This window comes from Aeromonas sobria (assembly GCF_050266975.1).
Taxonomy (GTDB): Bacteria; Pseudomonadota; Gammaproteobacteria; order Enterobacterales; family Aeromonadaceae; genus Aeromonas; species Aeromonas sobria_B.
Window position 1 is genome coordinate 1 of sequence record NZ_JBKISU010000146.1, and the last position, 255, is coordinate 255.

Genomic DNA, 255 nt, shown 5'->3' on the forward strand with positions numbered 1-255 from the left:
TCTAAATCATTTGTCTAACACTTGCAAAACATGGTGGTCGTTACTGGGCTCGAACCAGTGACCCCCTCCTTGTAAGGGAGGTGCTCTCCCAGCTGAGCTAAACGACCTGGGAATCTGTCCATCTCATTGATGGTGAAATGATGGTGGGTCGTGCTGGGTTCGAACCAGCGACCAATTGATTAAAAGTCAACTGCTCTACCGACTGAGCTAACGACCCATCTAAATCATTTGTCTAACACTTGCAAAACATGGTGG

The 255-nt window shown here is 47.5% G+C and carries 2 tRNA genes; both read right to left on the bottom strand.

Features of this window, described 5'->3' with window-relative positions:
* Positions 1–31: 31 nt before the first annotated feature.
* Positions 32–107, bottom strand: a tRNA-Val gene (locus ACLHZ1_RS20850).
* Positions 108–141: 34 nt separating this feature from the next.
* Positions 142–217: transfer RNA gene (locus ACLHZ1_RS20855), tRNA-Lys, on the bottom strand.
* Positions 218–255: the final 38 nt, after the last annotated feature.